Source organism: Methanobrevibacter sp. UBA412, from assembly GCA_002495685.1.
GTDB classification, from domain to species: Archaea; Methanobacteriota; Methanobacteria; order Methanobacteriales; family Methanobacteriaceae; genus Methanobrevibacter_A; species Methanobrevibacter_A acididurans.
Map to the genome: position 1 here is coordinate 1 of DAGJ01000006.1, position 225 is coordinate 225.

Below are 225 nucleotides of genomic sequence, written 5' to 3' on the forward strand. Positions count from 1 at the left end.
TGAAGTCAATTTTATGGTGTTTTTTTCTATTTGAATCTTTTTAACGGATTTATGTAGTGATTGTTAGGATTGTAGTAATTCTGGTTTGGTGTTTACAGTATAGGGTGAAAATGTATTTTTGAATTTTATTTTTATTGATTATCTTATTATTATTATTTTAATCAAAACTTTTTTTGGGTTTTGATTATTTTCATGTTTATTATAGGCTTGGCGGCCATAGCATGG